Source organism: Natronomonas sp. (assembly GCF_046483325.1).
GTDB lineage: Archaea > Halobacteriota > Halobacteria > Halobacteriales > Haloarculaceae > Natronomonas.
Genome location: NZ_JAWODL010000014.1, coordinates 25,489 through 45,627 on the forward strand (window position 1 = coordinate 25,489; position 20,139 = coordinate 45,627).

The 20,139-nt window shown below is 59.4% G+C and carries 17 protein-coding genes and 1 pseudogene; 6 read left to right on the forward strand and 12 right to left on the reverse strand.

The features are described from left to right. Positions 1-49 precede the first annotated feature (49 nt). The gene (locus tag R6U53_RS04745; protein ID WP_410321218.1) at positions 50-412 is read left to right on the forward strand and encodes a hypothetical protein; all 363 of its coding nucleotides are present in this window, start codon (positions 50-52) and stop codon (positions 410-412) included. On the opposite strand, the gene R6U53_RS04750 is transcribed toward R6U53_RS04745, so the two are convergent. The 4 genes from R6U53_RS04750 to R6U53_RS04765 all read right to left on the reverse strand — a co-directional run bounded on the left by R6U53_RS04750 (position 398) and on the right by R6U53_RS04765 (position 3,919). Next, positions 398-1,930 carry a sodium:solute symporter gene (locus R6U53_RS04750; RefSeq protein ID WP_410321219.1) on the reverse strand — a complete coding sequence of 511 codons (1,533 nt, stop codon included), beginning with the start codon at positions 1,928-1,930 and terminating at the stop codon, positions 398-400. The two genes, R6U53_RS04745 and R6U53_RS04750, sit on opposite strands and share 15 nt — an antisense overlap. Next, positions 1,927-2,151, reverse strand: coding sequence for a DUF3311 domain-containing protein (locus R6U53_RS04755; protein ID WP_410321220.1), 225 nt, complete (start codon positions 2,149-2,151; stop codon positions 1,927-1,929). The genes R6U53_RS04750 and R6U53_RS04755 overlap by 4 nt, the downstream gene beginning before the upstream one ends. 164 nt (positions 2,152-2,315) lie before the next feature. After that, positions 2,316-2,546 carry a 2-oxo acid dehydrogenase subunit E2 gene (locus tag R6U53_RS04760; protein ID WP_410321221.1) on the reverse strand — a complete coding sequence of 77 codons (231 nt, stop codon included), beginning with the start codon at positions 2,544-2,546 and terminating at the stop codon, positions 2,316-2,318. An 11-nt stretch (positions 2,547-2,557) separates the two neighbouring features. Then, the gene (locus R6U53_RS04765; RefSeq protein ID WP_410321222.1) at positions 2,558-3,919 is read right to left on the reverse strand and encodes an NAD-dependent succinate-semialdehyde dehydrogenase; all 1,362 of its coding nucleotides are present in this window, start codon (positions 3,917-3,919) and stop codon (positions 2,558-2,560) included. A gap of 358 nt (positions 3,920-4,277) precedes the next feature. On the opposite strand from R6U53_RS04765, the gene R6U53_RS04770 reads away from it, so the two are divergent. The 4 genes from R6U53_RS04770 (at position 4,278) to R6U53_RS04785 (ending at position 9,327) form a co-directional block, all read left to right on the forward strand. Further along, a complete protein-coding gene (locus tag R6U53_RS04770; protein ID WP_410321223.1) occupies positions 4,278-4,472 on the forward strand; it encodes a hypothetical protein in 195 nt (64 codons plus the stop codon). Next, positions 4,472-6,052, forward strand: a complete 1,581-nt coding sequence (locus R6U53_RS04775) for an acetolactate synthase large subunit (RefSeq protein WP_410321277.1) — start codon at positions 4,472-4,474, stop codon at positions 6,050-6,052. The genes R6U53_RS04770 and R6U53_RS04775 overlap by 1 nt, the downstream gene beginning before the upstream one ends. Positions 6,053-6,781: 729 nt before the next feature. Then, positions 6,782-7,576, forward strand: coding sequence for an IclR family transcriptional regulator (locus R6U53_RS04780; RefSeq protein WP_410321224.1), 795 nt, complete (start codon positions 6,782-6,784; stop codon positions 7,574-7,576). 584 nt (positions 7,577-8,160) lie between these two features. Next, the gene (locus R6U53_RS04785; protein ID WP_410321225.1) at positions 8,161-9,327 is read left to right on the forward strand and encodes an NAD(P)/FAD-dependent oxidoreductase; all 1,167 of its coding nucleotides are present in this window, start codon (positions 8,161-8,163) and stop codon (positions 9,325-9,327) included. A 107-nt stretch (positions 9,328-9,434) separates the two neighbouring features. Here the strand turns inward: R6U53_RS04785 and R6U53_RS04790 are convergent, their stop codons facing one another. The 6 genes and pseudogenes from R6U53_RS04790 to R6U53_RS04815 form a co-directional block, all read right to left on the reverse strand. Beyond that, on the reverse strand, positions 9,435-10,601 hold the full coding sequence (locus R6U53_RS04790; RefSeq protein ID WP_410321226.1) for an ABC transporter ATP-binding protein: 1,167 nt from the start codon (positions 10,599-10,601) through the stop codon (positions 9,435-9,437). Between the two features lie 6 nt (positions 10,602-10,607). After that, positions 10,608-11,786, reverse strand: a complete 1,179-nt coding sequence (locus tag R6U53_RS04795; protein WP_410321227.1) for a PotD/PotF family extracellular solute-binding protein — start codon at positions 11,784-11,786, stop codon at positions 10,608-10,610. Between the two features lie 202 nt (positions 11,787-11,988). Further along, a complete protein-coding gene (locus R6U53_RS04800; protein WP_410321228.1) occupies positions 11,989-12,777 on the reverse strand; it encodes an ABC transporter permease in 789 nt (262 codons plus the stop codon). Positions 12,778-12,812: 35 nt separating this feature from the next. Then, positions 12,813-13,679 (reverse strand): ABC transporter permease, encoded by an 867-nt coding sequence (locus R6U53_RS04805; RefSeq protein WP_410321229.1) that lies wholly within the window; start codon positions 13,677-13,679, stop codon positions 12,813-12,815. 707 nt (positions 13,680-14,386) lie between these two features. Beyond that, positions 14,387-14,583 (reverse strand): annotated as a pseudogene (locus tag R6U53_RS04810) (RNA-guided endonuclease TnpB family protein); the annotation flags it as partial. Positions 14,584-14,586: 3 nt separating this feature from the next. Next, positions 14,587-14,715 carry a hypothetical protein gene (locus R6U53_RS04815; protein WP_410321279.1) on the reverse strand — a complete coding sequence of 43 codons (129 nt, stop codon included), beginning with the start codon at positions 14,713-14,715 and terminating at the stop codon, positions 14,587-14,589. 513 nt (positions 14,716-15,228) lie between these two features. Between R6U53_RS04815 and R6U53_RS04820 the strand changes: the two genes are divergently transcribed. Continuing rightward, a complete protein-coding gene (locus R6U53_RS04820) occupies positions 15,229-16,581 on the forward strand; it encodes an aspartate aminotransferase family protein (protein ID WP_410321230.1) in 1,353 nt (450 codons plus the stop codon). Positions 16,582-16,673: 92 nt separating this feature from the next. Here the strand turns inward: R6U53_RS04820 and R6U53_RS04825 are convergent, their stop codons facing one another. Both R6U53_RS04825 and R6U53_RS04830 read right to left on the reverse strand, forming a co-directional pair. Next, positions 16,674-17,987, reverse strand: a complete 1,314-nt coding sequence (locus R6U53_RS04825) for an aspartate aminotransferase family protein (protein ID WP_410321231.1) — start codon at positions 17,985-17,987, stop codon at positions 16,674-16,676. Between the two features lie 265 nt (positions 17,988-18,252). Further along, on the reverse strand, positions 18,253-20,118 hold the full coding sequence (locus R6U53_RS04830; protein WP_410321232.1) for an aldehyde ferredoxin oxidoreductase family protein: 1,866 nt from the start codon (positions 20,116-20,118) through the stop codon (positions 18,253-18,255). Positions 20,119-20,139: the final 21 nt, after the last annotated feature.

Sequence of the window (20,139 nt, forward strand, 5' to 3'; positions counted from 1 at the left end):
ACATCGTTTTTCCGTATCGCGTTGCGCCGTCCGGCGAGGGGGCGCTGCGGTGCCTCCTCGAGACGTACGGCGACGACCCATCGCTGAGGTCACCGCGATCCACTTCACCGACAGGGGCCCGGATCTGCCAGCGGACGTCGCGATCCCAGAGATCGAATCGAGGAGTGGAAAACACGCCTTCGAGATCGAAACGGTGGTGAAAGGGCTGTCGAAGCGAATCAAAAGGAGCGTCCGCGACGGCATCATCGACGAGACGCAGGCGAGAGACGGGGTTCCGGTCGTTCTCGGAGACGAACTGTCGTCGGTTTTCCACAGCGCACGGAGGAGACGAGTCGGTGATCGACTGCTTGGGGAGTGTGGGGTTACGCGACGATCGCTCCGCGCTAGGTGGCGTCCCTCAATCGGCGCGTAGCCTCTCGAAGTACAGTGAAGTATCCGCTTCCGTCGTCTGCGACGTCACCGCGGAGACGAGAATCGTCACGACCAGTCCCACCAGCATACCGTATATCGAGATCCCCCAGCCCAAGTAGGTGTCGGAAAACACGACGACGGTCCCCACGGCGATCTCGGGGAGAAAGTTGAACGCGAGATAGACGATCTGCGAGACGAGGATCCCCGCGGCGAGGCCGCTTCGTGTCGTTCGCCGCCAGTAGAGAGCGACGAGTACGGGGAGCGCGAGCTGTGCGAACCCGCCGAAAGCGAGATCGCCGATCTCGACGAGGATCGAGCCGACCGTCGTCGCACTGAAGGCTTCGGCCTCGGCCCAAATACTCACAGCCAGCGCGCCGGTGGCGAAGACCACGACGCCGATCCGGGCCAAGCGGTCCTCCTGCGATTCGGTGATCCCCTCATCGATGAGCGTCCGGTACACGTCGCGAGTAAAGTACGACGATCCCGAGAGCAACATCGAGTCCGAGGAGGACATCATCGCGGCGATCGCGCCGGCAATGACGAGCGCCGCGAACCACGTCGGCGTGTATTCGGCCAACAGGACCGGGAGGATACTCTCGCCGGCCCCAACGTCTGCCTCCAATCCGAGTCCACGGGCCCAGGTTCCAAGGAGGAACGCGGGTACGAACAACATCAACACCAGGACGGGCCACAGCGCGAACGATCGCTTCAGGACGGTTTCAGAGGAGGCCGTGAAGAACCGCTGGTTGACCTGCGGGAACATCGCGACCCCGAACGCGATCGAGATGGCGAACGTCAGCATCCGACCGGGGGTATAAAAATCGTTGCCGAGCGCGAAGAACTCGGGGTTCGTCGCTTCCAGCCCCGTGTTGATCGTTCCGATCCCCCCGTCGACGGCAACGAGTACCCACAGGAACGCGGCCCAGACCATCGTCAGCATGAACGCGCCCTGTAACGTGTCGGTCCAGGCGATGCCGCGCATCCCCGCCAACACGACGTAGAGGATCATGAACCCCGTAATCAGTGCCGCCCCGGCGGCGAAGGGGACAGCGCCGTCCGTGAGGGCGGCCAACGCCCCGCCGGCCCCGATCTGTTGGAGCATCACGTACGGGAAGAGCCAAAACAGCGAGACGACGGCCACGAGTGCGCGGATCGCTCGCGAGCCGAATCGGTCGCCGAGCATCTCCCCGAGCGTGACGTACCCGTGCCGTCGACCCAGTAGCCACTGCTTGTAGCCGACGACGTACCAGAGAACGGCGAAGATGAGGCCGTCCATGAGCCCCATCACGAGGATCCACTCCGGTCCGAACGAGTAGGCGGTGTCCGGTCCGCCGAAGAACGTAAACGCGGACAGAAGCGTCGCAAAAACCGTAAATAGCAGGACGACGGTTCCGAAGGTTCGACTCGCCAGATAGAACTCCTCGGCGACGCGCTCGGTCACCCGGTAGGCGGCCAGTCCCACGCCGAGCGCGATAAACAGGTAACCGACGATGATCGCCAGTTGGACCGTCGTGCTCACGCGCGTTCCCCCCGTTCATCGACGATCCAGACGCCCCACGCACGTTTCGTGAACTGCCAGAACACGACCGACGCGAGGGCCATCCAACCGATGTGCCACCACAGCCAAAGCGGCAACCCCAACGCGGTTCGGGCGTCGCCCCACAGAAACCACGGGATGGCAAACACAAGTAGTACTCCGAACAGTACTGCCCAACCACGCTGATTAGCTTTCGAAACCATATATTGAAGCAAATTTATATCTTATATGACTTAATAATGTCGTTTAGCCACCAATATTGTATATCGAAGAAAAATAATTATCAAAACGTTCGTGTCCGAGCCGTAACGTCTCCTCGTCCGCGTCGTCTAACGGATAGCAATCCTTGAGAGCGCTCGTTCGGGGCTCACTCGGTGATCAACATTTCGACGTCCTCGACGTGTTCGACGAACGATTCGAGGAATCGCCCCCCGTCTGCTCCGCCGACGACCCGGTGATCGAACGCGAGATCGACGTTCATCCTCGGCCGAAATTCCACCCCGTCTCGGCCGAACGGACGCGCTCGCGGAGCCGGTTCACGCCGAGAATCGCTGCCGACCCGTCGTTGGAACGACCGGCCGACAATTCGCCGCTGCACCGCCGTCGCCGTCAGTTCACCCAAACGGTCTTGCGGTTGACGAACTCCTTGATGCCCGGTTCGGACAGTTCCCGGCCGTACCCCGACTCCTTGACGCCGCCGAACGGAACTCGCGGATCGGACTTCACCAGCTCGTTGACGTACACGCAGCCGGCGTCGAGCCGTCGTGCGATCGCCTCGCCGCGATGGCGGTCCTCCGTCCAGATGCTCGCGCCGAGTCCGAACTCGGTGTCGTTGGCCTTCGCGATCGCGGCCGCCTCGTCTTCGACCTCGTAGACGGACGCCACCGGGCCGAACGTCTCCTCAGCGTCGGCCGGACACCCCTCGGGGACGTCGGCGAGCACCGTCGGTGGATAAAACGCACCGTCGCCGTCTACCGGGTCGCCGCCCGTCAGCACGGTCGCCCCGGCCTCGACGCTCGATTCGACTTGTTCGTGGAGCTCCGTCATGAGTCCCTCGCGGGCCTGCGGCCCCACGTCGGTGTCCTCGTCGGTCGGGTCGCCGACGGCGAGCGACTCGACTTCAGAGACGAACCGGTCGACGAACGCGTCGTACACGTCTGTGTGAACCATAAAGCGCTTCGCGGCGATACAGGACTGTCCGCCGTTCATGTTTCGCGCCCACGCGCCGGTCTCTGCGGCCGTCTCGATATCGGCGTCGTCGAGTACGACGAACGGATCGCTGCCGCCCAACTCCAGGACGGTCTTCTTCAGGTTGTCACCCGCCGTCGACGCTACCGCCCGACCCGCAGGCCCGCTCCCGGTCAACGTCGCGGCACGAACCCGATCGTCGACGAGCACGTCTTCGACGGCGCTCGACGGGATCAAAAGCGTCTGAAACACGCCCTCGGGACATCCGGCTTCGCGGAACACTTCTTCGATCGCGAGCGCTGATCCGGGGACGTTCGAGGCGTGTTTCAGGAGGCCGACGTTTCCGGCGACGAGGTACGGCGCGGCGAACCGGAACACCTGCCAAAACGGGAAGTTCCACGGCATCACCGCGAGCACGGGGCCGAGCGGATCGTAGACCGTCCGTACCCGCGTCCCCGGCGGACTGGGATGGCCATCGGGTTCGAGGTACGCGCTCGCGTGCTCGGCGTAGTGATCGCAGACCCACGCGCACTTTTCGACCTCGCCGATCGCCTGTGAAATCGGCTTGCCCATCTCCTCGGTCATCGTCTCGGCGTACTCGCGTTTGTTCTCCCGGAGGACCTCGCCGGCGCGCGAGAGGAGTTCCTCGCGCTCACGGATCGGCCGATCCCGCCACGCGTCGAACGCGTCGGTGGCGCGCTCGAGTTTGGCTTCGACATCGGCGTCGCTGTCGGTTTCATACGTTTCGACCGTCTCGCCTGTTGCGGGGTTGACGACGTTCATCACATTCGGGTTTGTGTACCACACGCATATGACTTACCGTCGTCGGTCGTCTCCACCGGATTTCGACACCCGACCGGATCCGCTAAGGCGGCGAAACGTCGGTCTTGGAACACCTCGGAGGCGACATCACGTATCGTCTCTACGACGATCTCGAATACGCGATCAACGACGACGAAATTCACACGATCGGCGCGCTCCTCGAGCGGCCGCTCGAGGAGTGAGAGATACCGCAGGTGTGAGACCGCGAAGTAGACCCACGCTGACACGCAACTCCGAGGAGCGGCCTTCTCCCGTATCTCGTCCACTGGACACACGTTCGACCGAAACGATATGCGAACGGACGTCTAACTACCGGGTGATGAACGGTAGCAAGTCTCAACTCACTGTGGTCGTCGAGGCGGACAATCTCGACTCCGGCGCCGACTGCCCGTGCGTCGACGAACTGGTGGCGTACGATCCACGGGTAGCCGTCGGTGGGGGGCAAACCGGGGCGCGGACGCGCCGCCCCCGACGTCGAGAGTTCTTCAATTGGCGGGTCCCACGGGTGAACTGATGTTGGCCTCGGATCTACTCGTCGCCTGTCTCGAGCGCGAGGGCGTCGAGTACGTCTTCGGACTGCCGGGCGAGGAGATGGAACAGCTGCTGTTTTCGCTTCGGGAATCGGACGTCCAGTTCATTCCGACGCGTCACGAGCAGGGAGCCGCCTTCATGGCCGATGTTCACGGTCGATTGACGGGCGATGCGGGGGTGTGTCTCGCCACGCTCGGTCCCGGCGCGACGAACCTTCTGACCGGTGTCGCTGACGCCCACCTCGACAAGTCCCCCGTCGTGGCGATCACGGCACAGGGCGGTCTCGAACGGCTCCACAAGGAGAGCCATCAGGCGATCGACATCGTCGATATGTTCGAACCGATCACGAAGTGGAACACGCAGTTGAACGATCCCGACATCGTTCACGAGTCGGTCCGAAAGGCGTTCAAACTGGCGGAGCACGAGAAGCCGGGAGCGACGCACCTCGAACTCCCCGAGGACGTCGCGTCGGAACTCACCGCGAAACGGCCGCTTTCGATCGGCGACCCCGTCGGGTCACCCGCTCCGAACGCTGACTCGCTTGAACGCGTCCGGTCGCTGTTCAGCGAGGCAGATCGCCCGCTCATCGTCGCCGGTAACGGTGCGGTCCGGACACGGGCGTCGACGCATCTTCGCCAGTTCGTCGAGGCGACGGATGTTCCGGTCGTGTCGACGTACATGGGCAAGGGTGCCGTCTCCGATGCGGACGAGCGGTCGCTCATGACGCTCGATTCGGGGGCGCACCGCGAAGCCGCGACCGCCATCGAGGACGCCGATCTCCTGGTCACCGTCGGCTACGACATCGCGGAACACGATCCCGCCGACTGGAGCCACGAATCGACGACGCTCGTTCACATCGACAGCGAACCGGCCGAGGTCTACGAGGCGTACAACCCCGAGATCGAAGTCGTCGCGGATATCGCACGGACCATCGAACTGCTCGCCGGGTGGGCCGAATCCGATGGGATCGCCTTCGAGAGGGACTGGTACACCGCTCTCCGCCAACACATAGTCAGCGACGTCTCACGGGGGCCGATCGGTGATCCGCCCTTCACGGTCCGGGAAGTGCTTCCGCTGCTCCGGGAATCGATGGCCGCCGAAGACGTGTTGCTCTCGGACGTCGGCAGCCACAAGATGGCGATCGCACAGAACTTCCAGACACACGAACCCAACACGTGCATCATCTCGAACGGACTGGCATCGATGGGGATCGCCGTCCCCGGTGGGCTGGCGGCCGACCTGGCGACCGACGCGAACGTCGTCGCCGTAACCGGCGACGGGGGCTTTCTGATGAACGCGGCGGAGATCGAGACTGCAACTCGGCTCGGATGCAGCTATACGATCGTGGTGTTCACCGACGACGATTACGGGTTGATCTCAAAAAAGCAGCGTGACCACACCGGAGAGTCGTTCGGGACGGGACTCACGAACCCCGACTTCATGACGTTCGCCGAGAGCTTCGGGATCGAAGGATACCGTCCGGAATCGGTCGAGGAGGTACGCGAGGCGTTCGATGCCGCGATCGGTGGCGAAATGACGCTGATCGAGATTCCGGTCCGCTGAGCACCGACGTTCCGTCGCATTCAGGCCCATCCTCGCTCGAGGGTCCCTCACCCGTTTGGATCCGGCCCCCGATCGACGATCACGGAGAAGACGGCTACCAGATCCCAGCCGCGGTGGCGGTCGACGCACGTCTCCGGACGAGTGCAGTCACGACGGGCGCTCGCGTGACTCCCTCGACGCTCACCGTTCTCAGGTGCGTTCCCCGTCGAGTTGGGTGAATAACCGAACGTGTTCACACACCCTGAGGCCCTCCTCGTGGATTCAGCAGTACGGCTGGGAATCGGTATGCGGAGCGATCACGGGGTTTTGCTGCACAAGTTATACGAGGAGCGGGGTCAATCGAAGGTGGATGGCTGCCACTTCTTCGTTCCGTGGAAGCACTCGCGATCCGCTTTCGTTATACTAGCTGGAACGATCATCACGCCGATCGCGCTGCCGTCGAACGATCGGGTAGGCATCGATGTTCAGTAGCTACTACGTCCGTGAATGCGAGGTGGGGCTTGGATTGGTTTTATATCAACATGAAATACAGTAAGTAAAATATATGTATGTGAAATGAACTTAACTACCCGGCTTGCTAAAACGTGGTCGCCTCTCGTTCCGCAAATTCCGATGCGACCTGGCCGGTATTTATTCCGAAGCAGTCGAGTCTCGGCACTGATAGCTAAAAAAACGCGCCGGATTTCACGCATGGGAAAATTTAATGAGGGGCTACGAAGAGTCGATACTATGCCGGCGACAAACTCATCGCGACTCGTTCAGTCGACGATGACCTCACTTCGGATACTCGAACTCATTCGGGAGAACCGGGGAGCGAGATTAACCGACATCGCTCAGGAGCTCGACATCGGATACAGTACGGCGCATAACCATTTGGCCACCCTTCACAACGAAGAGTGGCTCGTCAAAGAAAACGATATGTACAAGATCCCGTATCGATTCCTTAATTTCGGCCGCTCAGCCCGGCAAAACACACCTTTTTTCTCGATCGTGCGACGACATGCGAGTCAACTTTCAAACGAGACGAACATGGAAGTAGAGTTTCTGGTCGAAGAGTACGGGCGCATCATTTCGCTCATCGACATCACTACGAATGCCCCGGGATACACAAACGTCGACGACGGCTGGGAAGGAATTGGCATTTTTTATTATATGAATAATACTGCCTCAGGAAAGGCAATACTTGCAGAAATGTCAGAGAAAAAAATAGAAGAAATTCTGGATAAGTGGGGGCTACCAGGTCAAACACCGTACTCGGTTACCGACCGTGACACCCTTTATCAACAACTTGAGGCTACTCGGGAAAACGGCTATGCAACCGCCCACCAGGAGGTCCACGAAGGGTTCGAGAACGCCGCCACGGTGGTGAAATATCCGGATAACGGGATATTTGGCGCGATCAGTATTGGGTGGCCGTCTTATTTGTTTGATAACGAACTAGATCAGCGTCTTATAAAAAAATTGATGAATAAGAAACGGGAGATAGAAGTCGAGATCGCCAAAGCGAGTGAGGACGGACTGTAGGGGACACAACCGACTGGCCTTCCCGATAATCCCTTCGCCGACAGCGCTTCCGCGCCCACCTTCCGACGTGAGTGAACTACTCTATGCATTTATCGTCTGCCTTCGCACAGTGCTCGCTGAAGAAGGGGCCTAACGCCCCGGCCCGACTGAAATGCATATATGAGACGACGAAACAGTGTGGTTGCTGTGAAATGTCCGGTAGTGGTTTAGTGACCACTTGACGTCACTGCACACCCGATCGCCCGACGGCAGTGCGATCGGTGTGTACATATCAGCCGTTGCTATAGCTGGAGTGTCGCCGTCGACAGCCGTCGATCGAGCGCCTACATCGGGTTGATACAGCCCGGTGAACGTCTTCTTGGGATAGATAACGTCGGTAGGTCCGGGTTCCCTGAGCGGACCACGAGGGAGACCGAGCGGTTCACGGCGACGGGATGTGATGACTCAACTCGGGACGACTGTCAGTCACAACGAGGGCTTGACACGAGGGACTCGACGTACCGTCCACTCGAGTCGGGACCAATCCGCTGGCAACCGGACCACATGGGGTAAAGTAATGCTAACCGGGTACGAACGCGACATCAATGTCAGATACTGCTAATGAGGCGGACGTCGTCATCGTCGGTGGTGGTGTCTCCGGTTGCGCGATCGCCCGAGAACTGGCGACCGATCACGACGTCGTTCTGGTGGAAAAAAGCCAGGTGGCCAGCGAGGCATCGGCGTTAGCCGCAGGAATCATTGGCATCTCGGTAACCTACGACCGCTATCCGGCGATCGGCGCGCACGCCGCCCGATTTTTCGAGGACCTCGACGGGACCGGGCAGTTCAGCTACACCCGTCGGGGATCCGTTCGTCCCGTCCCGCCGGAAAAAGAGAACGACTTGCGCATGGACGTCGAGTACCTCAGGGGCGAAGGACACGATGTCACGTTCAGAGAGGCTGCGGATCTGCCTGATCGGTACCCCTGGCTCAATTCTGGCCCGTATGCTGGTGCTATCGAGTACCCCGCTGAGGCGGGGAAAGGCTGGACCGATCCATACACCCTCGCAGTGACGCTGAAAGAACAGGCCGAAAAGCGTGGTGCGACGATCGTAACCAACACGAACGTCCGGGAGATCCTCACCGAAGCGAACTCGATATCCGGTGTTCGGACTGACTCCGGAGTCGTGTGTGCTCCGAACGTGGTGGTAGCTGCAGGCTGGCGGACGCCACGACTTCTCGACGATCTCGTCGAAGTTCCGGTTCGGCCCTACCGGACACAGGTCATCGTACTCGATCCCGGTGTTGACGTGAGGGGATGGCCGATGGGTGATTATGGTGAGGAACACGTTTACTGGCGCCCGGAGAACAACGGGCATCTCCTGATTGGTGGACACTCGTTCCCAACGGACACCCCTACCGAGGCGAGTCGGGACGAAGACGAATCGTTTCGCCAACACGTCGCTTCGGTTGTCCCAAAGATATTCTCAGGGCTCGCGGGCGCGGAGTTCGTCGATGGCTGGGCCGGCGTCGATGCCGCGACCCCGGATACGTATCCCATCATAGATGCGCCGGACGATGCACCGGACGGACTCGTCGTCGCTACCGGATTCAACGGGCGAGGCGTGATGACCGCGCCCGTGACCGGCGTCGCCACCCGGGCGCTCGTTACGGGGAAGGAACCCCCGTTCCCCCTCGATCCGTTCGGGATCGATCGGTTCGACTCACGCTCTTCGGACTTCGAGTTCGTAAGCATCAGTAGCGCCGACTGACGGGAGTGACTGGAGCACCGCCCGGTTGATTACCCCGTACGACTAGCGAGGACGAACCCTTCTCAACGATGTGCCCGCACCGGTGATTCGAGAATTCGATCCCGCACTCACTCGGTCAGCAGGACAGCGTTGCTCGGGGTCCACCCGACCGTGACGCGTCGACCGACCGAGAGGTACTGGCCCTGATCTTCGAGTTGTATGTCGATGGTGAGTTCGGTGCCGTTCTCGAGTTCGATGACGAACTTTCCGAGGTTCCCCTTGTAGATCTCCTCGATGACCTGACCCTCGAAAGAATTCGAAACTCCCTCCGCTTTGTCACCGATCCGGAGCTTCTCGGGTCGAATCGCGACGGCGACCTCCTCGCCGGGGGTACCGTCGGACCCTTCGACGCGAACTGGAAGTCCATTGACGTCGATGATCCCGCCGTTCTCATCCGTGTCGTACGTGCCGTACAACAGATTCGTTTCACCGATGAAGTCGGCGACAAACTTCGTGGCCGGCTCCTCGTAAATCTCGGTCGGAGTCCCGAGCTGTTCGAGGTGTCCGTCGTTCATGACGGCAATTTGGTCGCTCATGGTGAGTGCTTCCTCCTGATCGTGAGTGACGTAGACGAACGTGATGTCCAGTTCCTTCTGAAGGTTCTTGAGTTCGACTTGCATGGTCTTTCGAAGCTTCAGATCGAGTGCGCCGAGTGGTTCGTCTAAAAGGAGTACCGTCGGTTCCGTCACGAGCGCGCGCGCCAGGGCGATTCGCTGTTGCTGGCCGCCGGACAGCTCATCGATCTGCCGGTCCTCCATGCCGGGGAGTTCGACCAGCTCCAGCACTTCCGAGACGCGGGCGTCGATCTCTTCGGTTTTCGATCGCCTGATCAGCCTCTTTATCCCCGACAGAACCCCGCCTCTACTCGCCGAGTCCGAGCCCACCGAGGTCTCGCTGGCACGGGTGTGATCCGGAATGCCTTTCATTTGCAACCCGAATGCGATGTTCTCCCCAACGGTCATGTGGGGGAACAGCGCGTAGGACTGGAACACCATACTCGTGTCCCGTTCGAACGGTGGGACTCCATTGACTCGCTCGTCGCCGATAAGGACGTCTCCACTGGTCGGGGTTTCGAACCCGTCGATACAGCGCAGTAGTGTAGTCTTTCCACACCCGCTTGGCCCGAGCAGCGTCAGGAACGATCCGGATTCGATGTCGAGGCTGAGGTCGTCGACCGCGGTGACATCGCCGAACCGCTTTTCGATATTCACCAGGCGAATGTCGTGGGTAGTCATATGTGTTTAGGCACTCTTGATCTCGGTCCAGGCCTCATCGTATATCTGCGTCGCTTGCCCGATGTTCTCGATGAATTCGAGGGAGTCCATCGTGTCTTCGTCCGGATAAATGCTCTCGTTATCGAGAATATCGTCGGAGATGTACTCCTCGGCGGCTTCGTTCGGACTGGCGTAGTACGTGTAGTTCGTCACGTCCGCACCGTTCTCGGCGTCGAGGAAGTAATCGATGAACGCGTAGGCGTTCTCGACGTTCTGTGCTTCGGCGGTGATCGTAGCGGTATCCACCCAGACGACACTTCCCTCTTCGGGTATCACGTAGTCGATCGGTGAATCCTCGCCTTCCTCCCACAGCTCCCAGTAGGCCACGAACGCTTCGCCGGACCACGTATGGACGGGGCTTGCCTGCTCGTTGATCATGTTCTCCGGCATGTTCACCGAGTCGTACGTGGAGAGTAGGTCCTTCTGCTGGATGAGGAGTTCTTTGGCCTCATCGATTTCGTCCTCGTCGGTCGTGTTCAGTGAGTAGCCGAGATACTTGAGCGCCGCACCGATCGTTTCGCGCATATCGTCAAGCATGGTCATCTGTCCGGCGAACTCCTCGTCCCACATCGTCTCCCACGACGTGACTTCGATGTCGCCGGTCATCTCCGCGTTGTAACCGATGCCGGAGGTTCCCCACTGATACGGCACCGAGTACCGGTCATCAGTGGGGTCGTAGGGTGCATCCTGGAACGTTTGCGAGAGGTTTCCCCAGTTCGACAGTCGGTCTGTGTCGATCGGCTGGAGCATGTCTTGCTCCGTCATGATATTGACCATATAGTCGCTGGGGAAGAGGACATCGTACTGGTCGGTCCCTCCGGCTTTCAGTGCGTTGAACATCTCCTCGTTCGACGCGTAATTCGATACGGAGACCTCGATGCCCGTCTCATCTTCGAATCCCTGAATGAACCCGTCCGCCCAGTAGTCGGCCCATTGAAAGACCAGCAGCTCGCCAGCGTCGCCGCTGTCGCTGCCGTTGCCGTTGCCACCGTTGCCACCGTTGCCGTTGCCACCGTTGCCACCGTTGCCGTTGCCGCCGCCGAGGCACCCGGCCAGACCGGCCACCCCGAGCGTGGAGGCCGTCCCGGTCATTTGCAGGAATCTACGCCGCGAGTTCCGTCGTGAGTTATCTTTTTTTTCAGTCATTGTGACACCCCTTGGCAGACACATGTATGTGTTTGACATAAAGTTTGGCTTTGCGCCAGCGATCGAAGGCCCGGAACCGGGTTTCTACGATTTCCGACACGACATATGGTCGGTTTTATCGTTTAAACTCAAACTATCACCGAAAATACAGGGTTTCGATTTATAGATCCACAGCGGTCACGCAACGTAGGTCTCGACCGAACTACCAGGTCGGACCCTGGAATCGCTGTGCGATCGCGACGAGCGCCATCGTCGTGATGAGAATGAGCGCGGCGACGACATTGACACCCGGACTGATCCCCTGTCGAACCATAGAGAAGAAAAATATCGGCAGGGTGTTTTCGTTTCCGATAATAAAGAACGTAACGACGAAATCGTCGAAACTCATCGCAAACGCGAGCAGCGCGCCCGCATAGACGCCCGGTTTGATAAGGGGGAGTGTGATATAGCGGAACGTCTCGATTTCGTTCGCCCCGAGGTCCTTCCCCGCTTCCTCAAGGGTTCGATCGAATCCTCGCAGGCGGGCAAAGACGACGACCGCGACGAAACTGATGCCGAACGCGATGTGACCGATGATCGCGGTGTTGACGCCGAGGGACATCCCCACGATGTTGAAAAACAACAACAACGAGATTCCCATTATGATGCTCGGAATGATAATCGGCATGTACACAACGCCGGTGAACAGCCGCTTACCGGGGAACTCGTACCGATCGAGGGCGAACGCCAGCATCGTTCCGAAGACGGTGCTTCCGAGCACGGTAACGATCGCGATGTAAACCGAGTTTATGAGCGCGTGATATGCTGCGCTGGGATCGACACGGGCGATCGTTTCTCCGCTGAATAGCGCTATGTACCACTCGATGGTAAATCCTTGCCAGACTATCGCATAACGAGAGTCGTTGAACGACAGGACGATGAGAACGACGACAGGAGTGTACAAAAAGAGGTAGACGAGAAGCGTCTGGACGGCGAGCCACCCGCTCCCCATCTCGAACAATTTTGAGCGCCATCGCTTCAGCGAGGTCACGCGAGGTCACCCCCAGCGTATCGCTGATAGAGCGCGATACAGAGGAGCATCACCGCCATCAAGACGAACGATCCCGCCGCACCGAGGGGCCAGTTACCGGCCGAGCCGAATTGGTTAGCGATGAAATTTCCGATCATCTGGCTGTCGGTTCCCCCGAGCAGTTCGGGAATGACATACGCTCCGGTGCTCGGGATGAACACGAGGATCGATCCCGCGGCGACCCCCGGCATCGAGAGTGGGAAAATAACCCTCCGGAACGCGTCGAACTGGTCGGCACCCAGGTCCATCGCTGACTCCCGCAGGGTAAAGTCGATCTCCTCGATACTGGCGTAGACCGGGAGAATCATGAACGGAATCCATATGTAGACGAGACCAAGCAGAACGGCGAATCGAGAGTTCATCAGCGGTGCGCCGGTTTCGTAGAACGGCAGGACTCCCAGTGCGATCGTGAGCACGCTGTTCGACGACAGCAGTAGCTGAATAGCGTAGATCCGGACGAGATACGATGCCCAAAACGGGAGGATAATCAGGACTAAAAGCAAGTTTCGATGTCTTTCAGGGGCTATACGGCCGATATAATAGGCGACCGGATAGCCGATGACGAGCGATACGACCGTCGAGACGAGTCCGTATCCAATGCTCTTAAACGTTAGCCGGACGTAAGGCGTCGGTTGCCCCGCCGCTAACTCGACGTTCCCCGGAAGGACGGTCGCGACCAACCATGCGATAGTGTACCAGATCGCCTGCAATACGGTCGCGTCTTCGGGAATGAAGTATGTTCGGTACTGATGTAGACTGAGATGTTCGAGACCGACGAGAACTTCACCGAAAGCACCGCGCTGGCCGAAACTGAAGTAGAACATCACCCCGAGCGGGATTAAAAAGAAGACAGTGAGCCAAAACCCGCTGGGAAGAAGATTAACCACGAGTCCGGTCCATTTGTTCCGACGCGCCCGAGCGATCAACTTGGAGTATTTCGACGACAGCGAGTTTTTCGTAGTGGAGTCGTTTAGCATGTCTCCCTCTGTCAGGGATAGCACGATTACTGTAAATATCTTTTGACGGCACGGGAAACGTTGACCGTCATTGATCTCGGTGGGGTAAAATATATGAAAGTGGATATAAAAATCGTTAGATCATAACACATACAGGAACTACTGTTTTCGATTATCGCTTAATTCCCCTGTAATGCCGATGAAGGTGATGGTTAACTACGATCTATTAATTCCTATATGTCTTCTTGTATTAATATTTTTTAAAACTTATCGGATAGCGTGGAGATCTGTCGACCCCAGGGGACGCGACCGATCCCGATTCCCCCTCACTGTTCGCGATACAGGAGGAGCCCAACGACATCTACGTTACATGCTCGGTGACGTCCTCCGCGCGGTAAAGACCTGGCCGTCCCACACCTGAATGCATGCCGGGTTGGAGGAGGTGCGATCTAATATCCCCGGGGGAATACTGGTAGTGCCGTTCGAAAATCGAAGATTCCGATGGCTACCCGAGATCCTGCACCGGCGAACTCCCCACCCTACCGCTCGCCTGACGGCTCGCGCTTGAGGGTGGGGTCGTCCCACCACTGCTTGCGATCGTGTAGTTCCGATCGCAGGGTGTCATGGACGGCGGTTCGCCGTGTTCGTTTTGCTACTCGTTGGGGCGGTAGAGCGCGTGGTCGTACAGTTGCCGACAAACGTCTCGGTGGCAGTCCAATGGCTCACGGTGGGTGTCGGACGGCTTGAGACGGTACTCGTAGGCGTCGTACATCCGTTACTCTCGTTCCTCGATCAGTTCGTCCAGTTGCTCACGGACGAACGACGAGTGGTTGAGGCGTTGGTCCTCGATCCACTCGTCTTGGTTCTCCCGAATGGGATTGTCTTCCGTTTCACCGTGATGCACGATATGCGCGTGATACGTATGACTCAGCTATCGTGCCGGGGGTAGCCCCCTACGTCGCCGGACACCAACAACCAAATCCTGGCTGGACCACGGTCTATTTTCACACGGATGAAAATATTTTCGCCAGGATGCCATACCAGTGTTATGTTTTTCGGGGAACTGGTACTAGTATGTCGACCCCTTCGATATCGAGTTTCACATCTATCGAAAAAGTAACTGCCCCAGACGGGTGTTCGGAAGTAAATAACACGGTTAGGGTTGTTATTTAAACTGCGGGAATCGCGCTATATGCGTCTTGGATCCTCGTATACGGTGGTTTTCTATTTCTCTCATAGTGAACTACTGTGGCGGCCGAGCGTATTACCCGCGATCGGACTCGGAACGGGCGGCCGAATCTCGACGTTCGCTCCCGACCGTCAACAACTACGCGACTATTCACCGGGGTCTATCGTTTCAGGGGGTAGAAACCACTGTTACCAACACACTTAATACTTCGATTTACGATACCTGGATATGGATTACTGGTCAAAGCTGGAGGCCGAGTACCGAGAGCGGACACCGACCAGCGAATCGATCCACGACGAGACGAGCGATCACATTCCCGCCGGGGTGGCGAGCACATCGCGACGATTCGATCCCTATCCGTTTTATATCGACCACAGCGACGGCGTACACCTGGAAGATGTCGACGGCAACCGGTACCTCGATTACGACATGAACAACGGAGCAGGGCTCTGTGGCCACACTCACCCCGATATCGCCGACGCGCTCCACGACCAGATCGACAAAGGGACCCTCTACACGATGCCTCACGAGTTGCTGGCTGAAGCTGCCGAGGAGCTGAAAAAGCGATGGAACGCCCTCCAGAAGGTTCGATTCACCAACAGTGGAACGGAGGCGACGATGCATGCCATACGTATGGCCAGAGCGTACAGCGGTCGGGACAAGGTGCTGAAGATCGAGGGAGCGTACCACGGCGCCCACGACTACGTCCTGGTGAGCGGAACCCCACCAGTCTCGAAGGCCGGTCACCCGAAGCGACCTCGAAAAGTCAAGGACGGACACGGCGTCCCGGACGCCGTACTCGACACCGTTGAAGTCGCTCCGTTCAACGATCTCGAGGCGACCGAGGAGATCCTCTGGGAACACCGCGACGAAATCGGTGCACTCCTCGTCGAACCGGTGATGCTGAACAAGTCCGTCACTCCGCCACAGGAAAACTACCTCGAAGGACTCAGGAAGCTGTGTGACGAGTACGGCGTCGTCCTCATCTTCGACGAGGTGAAAACGGGCGTGAAGGTCGCTCCTGGCGGGGCAGCTGAACTCTACGGTGTCGAGCCCGATATGGTAACCATGGCGAAATCCATCGGTGGGGAGACATCGGTGGGCGCGTTCGGCGGGACTCACGAGATTATGGATCAGATATCGGACGACTACGCCTGGCACTACGGCACGTACAACGGCAACCCGTTCGTCCTCCGAGCACTGGTGACTGCACTCCGGGACGTACTTACCGAGGACGCATACGATCACGTGAACCGGCTGGGTAACCGGCTGAAAGCCGGCTACGAGGACGTGATGGCTGATGCGGGGATTAAGGGACAGGTCACGCACGTGAACTCACAAGGTATCATCCAGTTCACCGACGCGAACATCACCGATTACCGGGAGTTCGTAGCGAACGTCGACGACGATTTCCACACCCTGTTTTGGTTTGGGATGGTCAATCAGGGCATTATTCCGCATCCATACGGGGCCCGTCAGCAGTGGACGATCAGCGTCCAACACACCGAAGAACACATCGACGAGACCATCGAGGCGTTCAGAAACATAGCACCGAGGCTGGCGGAGGCACAGAACTCCTGACCACGGCTATCTCCGGATGGGGACGGTGCGGTGCGGGATCTTTTCAATCGTAAAAATAATCGCGCGGAGCCGAAGGACAGCCCCACGACGATTCAGTAAAACGTGGCTTCAATAGCGTCATCGAGAGCGGAGGCAGCCACTTGGATATCCGTTTCGTTGATGTTCAGCGTTGGGGAAAGAATGATCTGGATCTCCGGACGGCCGCTACCGAACAGTACGCCGTTGTCTTTCGCGTGCGAGCGCACCTCGGCGACCGGGTTGTCTTCGTCCGTAGCCCACGGGTTTACGAACGGCTCCCCCGTCTGCGGGTCGTGGAACTCGACGCCCCAATGAAATCCTCGGCCGTGGAGATCGCCAACGACGTCGTATTTTTCTTCGATATCGCGCAGTTTGGACTCCAGTTCCGGCGCTAGGGAGCGAACGTTGTCGATGAGGTGCTCCTCGTATTCGTCGAGCGCTGCAATCCCGGCGGCGCACGCCATCGGATGTCCCGCGAACGTCTGTCCGACAGGGATACCCTCTTCACCGAAGTGTTGTCCGAGGCTGTCGTTCATGATGACGCCCGCGAGCGGGACGTAAGCGCTCGTGACTCCCTTCGCGAAGGTGATCATGTCCGGCTCGACGTCCTCGGTATCGATACCGAACCAGTCACCACACCGGCCGAATCCGGTGATGACCTCGTCGGAGATGAGCAGAATGTCGTATCGGTCACAGATCTCTCGAACCCGTTCGAAATACCCCGGAGGGGCGGGGAAGGCCCCGCTGGAACCTCCGATGGGCTCGGTCAGGATGGCGGCGATACTGTCTGGGTCCTCGTTTTGAATGACCCACTCGAGGTGGTTAGCTGCCTTCTCTGCGAGATCTTCCGGCCCGCTCGCGTCGAAGCACTCGGGAAGTGGCGGAAGGAACCGAGCCGTCCCGGACGTCGCCGCATAGCGCTCCACGCTCGCCCGCGTCTCCGCATCTCCGGTGAGGCTCGCGGCACCGTACGTCCCTCCGTGGTACGAACGCCATCGCGTGAGGACCTTCGGTGCGTCTTTGTATTGTCGGGCGAGTTGGATGGCCGCTTCGTTGGCCTCGCTGCCGGAGATAGCGAAGAACACGCTCGCGTCGTCGATGGGATTGATCTCGGCCAGCCGGGTAGAGAGTTCCGACCGGGCCTCGTTGTGCTTCGAGGACGCCACGTACGCGATACGATCCAGCTGTTGGCGTATCGCCTGATTGATTCGCTCGTTACCATGGCCGGCGTTTACGCAGTACAACTGCGAGAGGAAGTCGAGATACTCCTTTCCCTCATCGTCTTTCACCCACGCACCCTCCCCATCGGTGATGTTGATGGTTTCCCCATCCGGAGTGTGCCAGTGTGGAATCGTGTTAGGTTGCTTCTGTAACTGCTCTGAACTCATTGGCTGACCACCACGATTCGGGTTCGTGGCCTCTATTAATAAAAATACCTCCCGTAACGTCCCCGTTCGACGCGGAGTCGCCAACGCTCGTCCGACAGTATCGGGATATGAGGCCTGTCGACAGGGTTCTCTTTGTGCCGAGAAAAAATCGTCGGCGCTCGATCCCACCGGCCGGAGCGCCGAGTGTGGCGATCCAACGAGTGATCACGGTCCACACTGAAAAACAGAGTGAGGGAGAGAGAGTCCGTCGGCGTCCCGTGTGAGTTCACTCCGCGAGTTCGACTTCGGACGGGACGAACGGTTCGATACCCAGTCGTTCGATCCTCGACGAAGTCGGGATCCCGTCCACGCTCCAGCCCCGAAGTTCATAGTACTCGTCGAGCATCTCGTCGAACGCCTCCTCGGTGAGGTGGTTTCCGTCGGCCGGACCGCCCGACTCGAGCGGCCGCTTCAGTCGCTCCGGGAGGCTGTCGTCCTCGCGTTCGAACCCCTCACGGACGTTGAACAACCGGACGACGTTCCAGGCGCGTTCGCCGACCGTTTCGAGGTCATCGACCGAGACGTCGTAACCGAACTCGCTCAGCCATTCCACGACGCGTTCGTAGCTGTACGCGGTGAAGTCACACGCGACCATGCTATAGGAGAGTGCCCCCTCGTTTTGTTCGTCGACGACGACCTCCGCGTGGCCTTCCGTGTCGAACGGATCACGGTCGCCGCCCATCGCGTCCGAGCCGATTGGGAACGCGCGCTGGTGACATCCGCCGCGATCCGAGGTCGCGTAGGCCAGCGCCATACTGAACGAGGCGCGAGGGTCGTAGGCTGGGAGCTCCAGCCCCTTCACCTCGACGGCTGCCTCCCGCGCCTCGGGTGCGCCACCACAGAGCAGTTCGGCCGCTCTGGCGGTTCCCTCAGCGAGTTGCTCTCCGATTCCCTCGCGGTGGGCGATCTTGCGAACCAGTTCTGCAGCAGCTTCCGCGTCACCGAACTCGACGTCGGTATCGACGAGCCCACTCTCCGAGACTTCCATCAACCACGAGACGACGTTACCGAGCGAGATGGTGTCCATCCCAAGCCGGTCCGCGCGGTCGGCCAGTTCCGTCACTCCGGTCACGTCGGTGATGTCCGTGTTCGCTCCCATCATACCGATCGTCTCGTACTCGGGGCCCCAGGCGACGCTGGCGTCGGGGAACGCCCCGTCGATGTCCGTCTCCGAGAAGTCCGTAACGTGACCGCAGGCCACCGGACAGTTGTAACAGGAGTCGGGACGCTGATGTCCCGGTTCGAACGCGTCGATATTCAACTCGTCTACGTCCGGGATCTGCCCTCTCGTCCAGTTGTGAGACGGGAGCGCTCCGATGGCCTGCGTCCAGTCGACGATGAGTTGTGTGCCACCGGTGCGTGCCCAGGCGACCTCTTCGCTGCCGCCGAGCCGTTGGGTATGCTGGATGCGGAGGTCCTGGAGTTCCGAGTCGTCCGGCTTGGTTCCCGTGGCAACCACGGCTTTGAGATTTTTGCTACCCATCACTGCCCCGACACCTCCCCGTCCCGCGTGGTGAGATGCCTCGTCGCTCGAGATCGTCGCGAACTTCACCTGGTTTTCTCCTGCCGGCCCGATGGCCGCGACTTTCGTTTTCCGGTCGGGGAACTCCCTCGCTGTCTCCCGTGCGTCGTGGCTGCCCCACAGGTGCTCTGCCTCCTCGATGGTCACGTCTCCGTCGTCGACGCGGAGCAACACCGGCTCGTCGGCTCGCCCCTCAAAGACGACGCCGAGATACGTCGGCATCGCAAAGCGGAACATCGATGGGAAGTGCCCGCCCGAGTACGAGTCGACGAACGTCCCCGTGAGCGGCGACTTCGTCATGACCCCGTATCGGGAGGTACCCGGGGCGTGGCCCGTCAGCGGCCCGAACATGAAAAACATCTTGTTGTCCGGGCTGAGCGGATCGACATCCGGCTCGAGCTCATCGAGCAACATCGCGGCACCGAGCCCCTTCCCCGAAATGAACGTGTCCCGGTACTCCTGTGGAACCTCCTCGGTCTCGACGGTTCGTTCGCTGAGATTCACGCGCAGTAACTGCGAGAGGTCTGCGGGCATCGACCCCCTCGTCGCGCCATCAGTCTTGACTGCCATTACCAAGGATACTGGCTAATC

Bases quoted from the DNA above. Each gene is read 5' to 3' on its own strand.
- R6U53_RS04755 (WP_410321220.1), bottom strand. From the start codon at position 2,151: ATGGTTTCGAAAGCTAATCAGCGTGGTTGGGCAGTACTGTTCGGAGTA.
- R6U53_RS04765 (WP_410321222.1), bottom strand. From the start codon at position 3,919: ATGAACGTCGTCAACCCCGCAACAGGCGAGACGGTCGAAACGTATGAA.
- R6U53_RS04770 (WP_410321223.1), top strand. From the start codon at position 4,278: ATGAACGGTAGCAAGTCTCAACTCACTGTGGTCGTCGAGGCGGACAAT.
- R6U53_RS04775 (WP_410321277.1), top strand. From the start codon at position 4,472: ATGTTGGCCTCGGATCTACTCGTCGCCTGTCTCGAGCGCGAGGGCGTC.
- R6U53_RS04780 (WP_410321224.1), top strand. From the start codon at position 6,782: ATGCCGGCGACAAACTCATCGCGACTCGTTCAGTCGACGATGACCTCA.
- R6U53_RS04785 (WP_410321225.1), top strand. From the start codon at position 8,161: ATGTCAGATACTGCTAATGAGGCGGACGTCGTCATCGTCGGTGGTGGT.
- R6U53_RS04790 (WP_410321226.1), bottom strand. From the start codon at position 10,601: ATGACTACCCACGACATTCGCCTGGTGAATATCGAAAAGCGGTTCGGC.
- R6U53_RS04795 (WP_410321227.1), bottom strand. From the start codon at position 11,786: ATGACTGAAAAAAAAGATAACTCACGACGGAACTCGCGGCGTAGATTC.
- R6U53_RS04800 (WP_410321228.1), bottom strand. From the start codon at position 12,777: ATGGGGAGCGGGTGGCTCGCCGTCCAGACGCTTCTCGTCTACCTCTTT.
- R6U53_RS04805 (WP_410321229.1), bottom strand. From the start codon at position 13,679: ATGTTCTACTTCAGTTTCGGCCAGCGCGGTGCTTTCGGTGAAGTTCTC.
- R6U53_RS04820 (WP_410321230.1), top strand. From the start codon at position 15,229: ATGGATTACTGGTCAAAGCTGGAGGCCGAGTACCGAGAGCGGACACCG.
- R6U53_RS04825 (WP_410321231.1), bottom strand. From the start codon at position 17,987: ATGAGTTCAGAGCAGTTACAGAAGCAACCTAACACGATTCCACACTGG.
- R6U53_RS04830 (WP_410321232.1), bottom strand. From the start codon at position 20,118: ATGGCAGTCAAGACTGATGGCGCGACGAGGGGGTCGATGCCCGCAGAC.